The 6,730-nt window shown below is 44.0% G+C and carries 7 protein-coding genes; 4 read left to right on the top strand and 3 right to left on the bottom strand.

Going from position 1 to position 6,730, the window contains the following annotated elements:
- The first annotated feature begins 167 nt into the window (after positions 1–167).
- The 3 genes from HGJ91_RS16505 to HGJ91_RS06700 are packed head-to-tail and all read left to right on the top strand — an operon-like array spanning position 168 to position 4,325.
- Positions 168–371 (top strand): NmrA family NAD(P)-binding protein, encoded by a 204-nt coding sequence (locus HGJ91_RS16505; RefSeq protein WP_367142580.1) that lies wholly within the window; start codon positions 168–170, stop codon positions 369–371.
- A gap of 40 nt (positions 372–411) precedes the next feature.
- Complete coding sequence (locus HGJ91_RS06705; RefSeq protein ID WP_291346939.1) at positions 412–3,393, top strand: aminotransferase class III-fold pyridoxal phosphate-dependent enzyme; 2,982 nt, start codon at positions 412–414, stop codon at positions 3,391–3,393.
- Positions 3,394–3,449: 56 nt separating this feature from the next.
- On the top strand, positions 3,450–4,325 hold the full coding sequence (locus tag HGJ91_RS06700; RefSeq protein ID WP_291346938.1) for an alpha/beta hydrolase: 876 nt from the start codon (positions 3,450–3,452) through the stop codon (positions 4,323–4,325).
- 84 nt (positions 4,326–4,409) lie between these two features.
- On the opposite strand, the gene HGJ91_RS06695 is transcribed toward HGJ91_RS06700, so the two are convergent.
- The 3 genes from HGJ91_RS06695 to HGJ91_RS06685 are packed head-to-tail and all read right to left on the bottom strand — an operon-like array spanning position 4,410 to position 5,817.
- Complete coding sequence (locus tag HGJ91_RS06695; protein WP_291346937.1) at positions 4,410–4,685, bottom strand: hypothetical protein; 276 nt, start codon at positions 4,683–4,685, stop codon at positions 4,410–4,412.
- Complete coding sequence (locus HGJ91_RS06690; protein ID WP_291346936.1) at positions 4,682–4,933, bottom strand: type II toxin-antitoxin system prevent-host-death family antitoxin; 252 nt, start codon at positions 4,931–4,933, stop codon at positions 4,682–4,684. The genes HGJ91_RS06695 and HGJ91_RS06690 overlap by 4 nt, the downstream gene beginning before the upstream one ends.
- 41 nt (positions 4,934–4,974) lie before the next feature.
- A complete protein-coding gene (locus tag HGJ91_RS06685) occupies positions 4,975–5,817 on the bottom strand; it encodes a 4Fe-4S binding protein (RefSeq protein ID WP_291346935.1) in 843 nt (280 codons plus the stop codon).
- A gap of 116 nt (positions 5,818–5,933) precedes the next feature.
- Between HGJ91_RS06685 and HGJ91_RS06680 the strand changes: the two genes are divergently transcribed.
- Positions 5,934–6,730, top strand: a 797-nt coding sequence (locus tag HGJ91_RS06680; protein ID WP_291346934.1) for an enoyl-CoA hydratase-related protein, incomplete at its 3' end; no start/stop codon positions are given.

Raw genomic sequence — 6,730 nt, 5'->3', positions numbered from 1 at the left:
GATGACTTTATGGCTCTGATGCCGCAAAATGTTGACAAGACCCTGCTTGCAGGTCCCGCCGTTTAAATTTATATCTGATTTTCACACGCCTTGAGGGTGTGGTTCCTTAAGCGCTTACGTTTTTCTGGAAAAATGTTAAACAAGGAAAATGAAGTAAGAAGGAACATATGCAAGTTTTTCTAACAGGAGGAACCGAATTTATTGGACAGCCTCTCACTCAGTGTCTCCTTCAACGCAATTGGAAAGTAATCATACTGGTTCGCAAGCCGAAAAGCTCATCAACTCAGGCTCTGCGCAAAATGGGTGCGCAGTTAGTTACTGGCGATGTGACGGAGCGCGAACCCGTGGCTTTTGTTAACGGTTTTTCTTAAACCCACAAATTTTTTAACCTATTCCCGTATGGAGAAACGCATGACAAAGTACTGGCAGCAGGCGGTTCAAAACCTCTGGGGCATCAAAGGCAGGTTTAGGCAACTTGACGGTGAGTATGATCTGAATTTTCGGATCGATTCCACCCATATCCTCAAAGTGATGCGGGACGGTTGCCAAACCGATTTTGTAGACCTGCAGTGCTGTGCACTGAATCACCTTCGTACCTTTTCTTTGCCGCTTGTTGTGCCATCCCAAAAAGGCCGGCCCTTTGAAATCTGCAAAAACGAAAAAGGCTGCGACCGGATTCTCTGGGTGCTTGAAAACCTTGATGGAAAAACCTGGGCTGAATTTAAACCCAAGACCCGTCACCTTATCCTCAAGCTTGGAGAAACCATTGGCGCTATGGATAATGCGCTGACAGGTTTTGATCATTCCGGACTTTACCGGGAATTTAAGTGGCACCTGCCCTCTGGAGACTGGATTGCAGATAACCTGGGAATGATTGCCGATGCAACCCGACAAAAGATAATCAGACAAATTCTGGATGATTTTGCAGGAATCAAGGCGGGTCTTGATGCCCTGCCCTCCCAGGCCATTCACAACGATATCAATGATTACAATATTCTGGTGACCGGCAGCCTGCACGATTCCCCTGCCATCTCAGGGATCATTGATTTAGGGGATATGTGTGCGGCTCCAGTAGTCTGTGACCTGGCCATTGCAGCCGCCTACGTGGTACTGGATCACCCGAACCCGGAAAGTGCACTGGAAGATTTGGTAAAAGGGTTTCACAGCGCTTATCCGCTATCCCTCAAAGAAATCGACATGATTTGGCCCCTTTTACGTCTTCGTCTGGCCGTTTCTGTGGTAAACTCCACAATGATGGCTCAGGAAAAGCCCGATGATCCCTACGTCTTGATTTCCCAGGGACCTGCCTGGGCGTTTCTGGAGTCCCGGAAGGTCAACCCGGATCTGATTGCAGCCCGTCTGCGTGTCGCTTGCGGATTAGGAGTGAACGACAGCGCCAAATCGATAATGGAGTGGCTGGATGAAAACCGCGGGTGCTTTGCCCAGGTTTTAGGCCAACCTCTGGATACTCTGCCCCGTGTCAGCCTGTCCGTGGCCGAAAGCACCCTGCCGCAGAATCCATTCGATCTGACTCCTGAGGAGGCCACGACCCTCGATGTTGAAACCCAAGGCTTCCATTTGGGATATTACGCTGAACCCCGCCTGATCTATACGGACAAGGCCTTTTACAAAGGTCCTTTTAAGGCCAGCAACCGCAGAACAGTCCATATCGGGGTGGATATTTTTGCCCCGGCCGGCACAAGGGTTCACGCGCCGTTGAACGCCACGGTGGAAGCCGTTGAGAACCGAAAGGATAACCTGGATTACGGCGGCCTTGTCATCCTTCGTCATGAAACCGAAAAGGGCGCGCCCTTTTTCACCCTTTACGGCCACCTGAACCCGGAATCGATTGGAGCACTCACTGCGGGACAGCTCATTGGAAAAGGGCAGGTCATTGCTGCCCTCGGCGAACAACAGCACAATGGTGGATGGGCGCCGCACCTGCACTTTCAGACAGGTCTGATCAATACCAATCCCAACTGGCCCGGCGCCGTGGACCCGGATGAACTTAACTTCTGGTCTATGCTTTATCCCAACCCGGCGGCCATCCTGAACCTTGATGATGAAAGACTTGCTTACCGGCCGCCCTCTAAGGTCGGGGTACTGGCCGAACGAAAGGCAAGGTTCGGGCAGAACCTGAAACTGACCTACACCGACCCTGTCATGTTCCTGCGCGGCTGGAAGACCCACCTGTTTGACGAGTGGGGGAGACCCTTTTTGGACAGCTATAACAACGTTCCCCACGTGGGCCATGCCCATCCCCGCATCCAGGCAGTCGCTGCCGACCAGTTGCAGCGCATGAACAGCAACACCCGCTATCTTCATCCGGCCCAGATCGCCTTTGCCGAAAAGATCGCTTCCTATATGCCTGAAGCACTGTCGGTCTGCTTTTTTGTCAACTCAGGTTCCGAAGCCAACGAGCTGTCTTTACGGCTTGCCCGAGCCCATTCCGGCGGTAAGGATATGATCACCCCGGATCATGGGTATCACGGCAACACCACTGGCTGCATCGATATCTCAGCTTACAAGTTTAACGCCAAAGGCGGGGTCGGTCCCTCGGAATGGGTGCACCTAATTGAGGTGCCCGACGACTTTCGCGGTCGTTTCCGGCGCGGCGAGGCAGATATCGCACAAAAGTATGCGGATCTGGTGGATGAGGCCCTTGCCAACATAAGCGCCTGCGACGGAAAATTAGCTGGATTTATTGCAGAAACTTTCCCCAGCGTTGGCGGCCAGATCATCCCGCCCAAAGGCTATTTGCCGGCCGTTTATGAAAAAATTCGGAAAGCAGGCGGTGTCTGCATTGCCGATGAAGTGCAAACGGGTCTGGGGCGCCTTGGCGACTATTACTTTGGCTTTGAGCAGCAGGGTGTCGTTCCTGACATTGTCGTTCTGGGCAAACCCATTGGTAACGGCCATCCTTTGGGCGTTGTGGTCACGACAAAACAGATCGCTGACAGTTTTGCTAAAGGGCCTGAGTTTTTCTCCACCTTTGGCGGTTCCACCTTGTCCTGCCGTACGGGCCTTGAGGTGCTCAACATTGTTGAAGATGAACACTTGCAGAAAAACGCCAAACAGATGGGAGATAAACTTCTGGCAGGGCTACACGGTTTGCAGAAAAAATATGAGATTGTTGGGGATGTCCGCGGCTACGGGCTTTTCATCGGTCTTGATCTGGTGAAGAACCTGCAGACCCGTGAACCTGGAACCGTTTTGGCAGATTACGTTAAAAACCGCATGCGCGAACACCGGATTCTTATGGGCAGCGAAGGTCCCTATGACAATATCTTAAAAATAAGACCGCCCATGACCGTTGAAAATGAAGATATTGATTACATCCTTGAGGTGATGGACAAGGTGCTGGATGAGGCCCAATCCTTAATGGGGTTATAAAAACAAATAAAACGAAAGGATTTCTTAACAAAAACATGCTGCCGGACAAGTCGCAGATGTTCAGCGTTAATGAAAAAATAATAATGCTTGGTGATTTTTTATTAAACAAAAATTTCAGGGTAAAAGAAAAAACTCTTTGCCTGCCAGATAAAGTTGAAATAAAAATATTTGACTTTGAACCTAATAATTCTGATCCTGAAAAACCTATTATTGTTTTTGTTGCAGGCTGGGTATCATTGATTAATGGCTGGAAAGATGTATTGAGTACTCTTGCGCCAAAATATAGAATTCTTTATGTTGAAACACGGGAGAAAAGAAGTGCAAAATTCCCAAATATGAAAATAATTGATCTGTCCATTGACCAGATGAGCCGTGATTTAGATACATTGGTTAGTGAAATGATCCCCAAAGGTCAACCATTCTACTTTGCCGGGAGTTCAATGGGAGCTACCGTGATTCTTGATTATCTTGCCACAAAAAAGAGGCAGTCTGTAAATTCTTTTCTGGTTTCACCTATTTGTGATTTTCCATTTCCAGGCTGGATTTTGTTTATAATAAAATTCTTCCCGGCCGTATTATACACTGTAATTAAGCCTATATTAAAAGCGTATTTGAGTTATGTCAGGTTGGACAAGAAAAATGAGCCGGGTCAGGTAAAAAAATACTGCGGAACTATTGATGCAGCCGAGCCTGTTAGGTTAAAAGCAAATGCTTACGCAATTAGAAATTACTCTTTATGGAAAAAATTATCAGATGTCAAATCGCCAGTTGTGGTTATCGGTGCAAAAACAGACAATCTTCACGGCATTGATATAATGGAGAAAATGGTAAAATTAATACCTTTTTCAAGCTTTGAATTGATGGGAAGCAATAAAGAAACGCACAGTGCTAAAGTTGGTGAATTTATAGATCTATATATATCTTCTGATTAACAACTAATCCTCCCCAAAAAAACTGGAGACCGAGTTAAGCCACATTTTTTTTAAGCTTTTGATGATGAAGAATTAATCAAATGTTTAATAGACTTCATCGCGATGTCCGACATTCACTAAAATAATTTCTTTTTCTGTAACAAAAAATTCAAGGGTGATTCTATAAGATATATTAATGGAGATTGAATACAGATCTTTTAATCTTCCTTTTAAATGATGAGGTCTCAAAGATGGATGGTTAGGGTCTATCTCTAAAATTTTAAGTGTTTTTTTATATTGAGATAATAATTCAGGATGTTTTTTGACAAATTTTGAAGCCCGCTTAATATAGCTGTTTGTGTAAATGAGTTTATATGTCATTGTGTGATTCTTTTGATATGGTCTTCAACATTTTCTGTGATATAGTTTCCATTTCGATAATCAATTTTGGCTTGATGGAGTGCGACATCGAGTTCACATTCCCTCAGATAGTTATAGTGCTTCATATCCATGACAACAAATTTTTCTTTACCCCTAACTGTAATCACCAGTTCATGATTTTCTGAAAGATTGTTTTGAATCGCTGAGACTCCCTTTGTCTTGAGCTGGTTGGCTGTTATAATATTCATAATAAACCCCATTATCTAATTTAAAGTTACTATTAATAATACTATTTATAGTACTTTTTAAAACCAAAATCAATGGCCTTGCCTGTTTTTCTGCAGGCATCTATGCAGTCACCGCAATTGTTGCATTGCAACTGGTTTGTTAAGACTATTTTCCTGGGGTCGAGGTCAAGGGAACAGGCTTTTTGGCAAGGAGGCGAGGCCTTGGCTGAAATGCAGTTTTTCTGTTTAAAAATTATTTTAAGACCAAGGGGGTTTAATCGCCCGGCTATTATTATAAGGACAGACTGGGGACAGATCCAACGGCACCACAGGCGTTTACAAAAAATAAACTCAATGGATAAAACCATAATCAAAAACCAGGTTGCTCCGAAAATATATTTTTGCATAAACATGTATTGAAAAATATTTGAATATTGAAAAGGCAGGGACACCTGGTTTAAGGCCGGTGAACGGAAAAACAAAAAAACAGCAGTAAACCCGGCACAAAAGATTATCAACTTAACTGCTGGAGCGTTTTTCAAAAATTTGATATTTATATTTTTCCCCAGTTTTGACCGCCGGGAAAGTGTGTTTGTCAATTCTGATAATAATCCAAAGGGGCACATCCAGGAGCAGAATACTATGCCGAAAAAAAAGGAAATGCCAAGAACAAGGCCGGCCCCCAGCAAAAGCCCCGAAGGGATGATCCGGTTGCTGATCATCACCTGTAAAACTGCAAGGGGGTCTGAAAATGTCAGGCAGCCGATATGGGTATTTAAAAAATTCCCCCAGACAAATTTGAAACCATTGGCGTTGAGCAGGGGAATCAGGGCAAAGAAAACAGCAATGGACGTTTGGACTGTCCTGCGCCAGAAGCGGATATTATTTATTTTTAATTTTTTCATATCACAGTATTGTAACTTTCCAGTATAAACACTTTAACTAATGTTTCCCAAGGATTTACTTTGCAAAATGCTTCATATATTCTTTGAAAGCCAAAAACAAGAGGCGAACAGGAAACATGCTGCAAGAATTTATGTTTGTAATTGCTCTCAACTTTTGCAAAGGTGTAGAAAGTAATTGTTTTACCTTGATTTATGACTTGAACGGTGTAGAGGAGAAAAAAATGACATATAAAGAGATTCTGTTTTCAACTGAAGGGTCAATTGGTATTCTTACCTTGAACAGCCCAAAAACTATAAATGCTCTATCAAAAAGAATGATTGAAGAGATGATTGATGCTTTATCAAAGGTATCAACTGATGAATCGGTCAAAGTAATAATCATAAGAGCCGCTGGCAAACACTTCTGCGCAGGACATAATTTGTCTGAAATGGTAAATTCAGGAGTGAAAGAATATAAATTTATCTTTGATCAATGCACTAAAATGATGCAGTTAATTCACGAAATCCCGCAACCAGTTATTGCTCAAGTACAAGGAATTGCAACTGCCGCAGGGTGCCAGCTTGCAGCATGGTGTGATTTGGTTATAGCAAGTGAAGACGCAAAATTTTCTACACCAGGGGTTAAAATTGGACTCTTTTGCTCAACTCCTATGGTTGCTATATCAAGAGCCATCGGACGAAAAATGGCTATGGAAATGCTTTTAACCGGGCGCAATTTTCCGGCTCAAGAGGCTAAGGAACTCGGTTTAGTAAATAAAGTTGTACCATTGAAAGAACTGACTGCAACAACGGAAGAGCTATCAAAAAAAATCAGCGAAGCCAGTCGTTTTGCTCTGAGTGTCGGCAAACAAGGATTTTACGTCCAAGTTGATCAAACTGATGATAAAGCATTTCATTTTGCCAAACATACTAT

The sequence above is a fragment of the Desulfobacula sp. genome (assembly GCF_014237455.1).
Classification (GTDB): Bacteria; Desulfobacterota; Desulfobacteria; order Desulfobacterales; family Desulfobacteraceae; genus Desulfobacula.
This window is presented reverse-complemented; position numbering and strand designations above follow the sequence as displayed.

Bases quoted from the DNA above. Each gene is read 5' to 3' on its own strand.
- HGJ91_RS16505 (WP_367142580.1), top strand. From the start codon at position 168: ATGCAAGTTTTTCTAACAGGAGGAACCGAATTTATTGGACAGCCTCTC.
- HGJ91_RS06705 (WP_291346939.1), top strand. From the start codon at position 412: ATGACAAAGTACTGGCAGCAGGCGGTTCAAAACCTCTGGGGCATCAAA.
- HGJ91_RS06700 (WP_291346938.1), top strand. From the start codon at position 3,450: ATGTTCAGCGTTAATGAAAAAATAATAATGCTTGGTGATTTTTTATTA.
- HGJ91_RS06695 (WP_291346937.1), bottom strand. From the start codon at position 4,685: ATGACATATAAACTCATTTACACAAACAGCTATATTAAGCGGGCTTCA.
- HGJ91_RS06690 (WP_291346936.1), bottom strand. From the start codon at position 4,933: ATGAATATTATAACAGCCAACCAGCTCAAGACAAAGGGAGTCTCAGCG.
- HGJ91_RS06685 (WP_291346935.1), bottom strand. From the start codon at position 5,817: ATGAAAAAATTAAAAATAAATAATATCCGCTTCTGGCGCAGGACAGTC.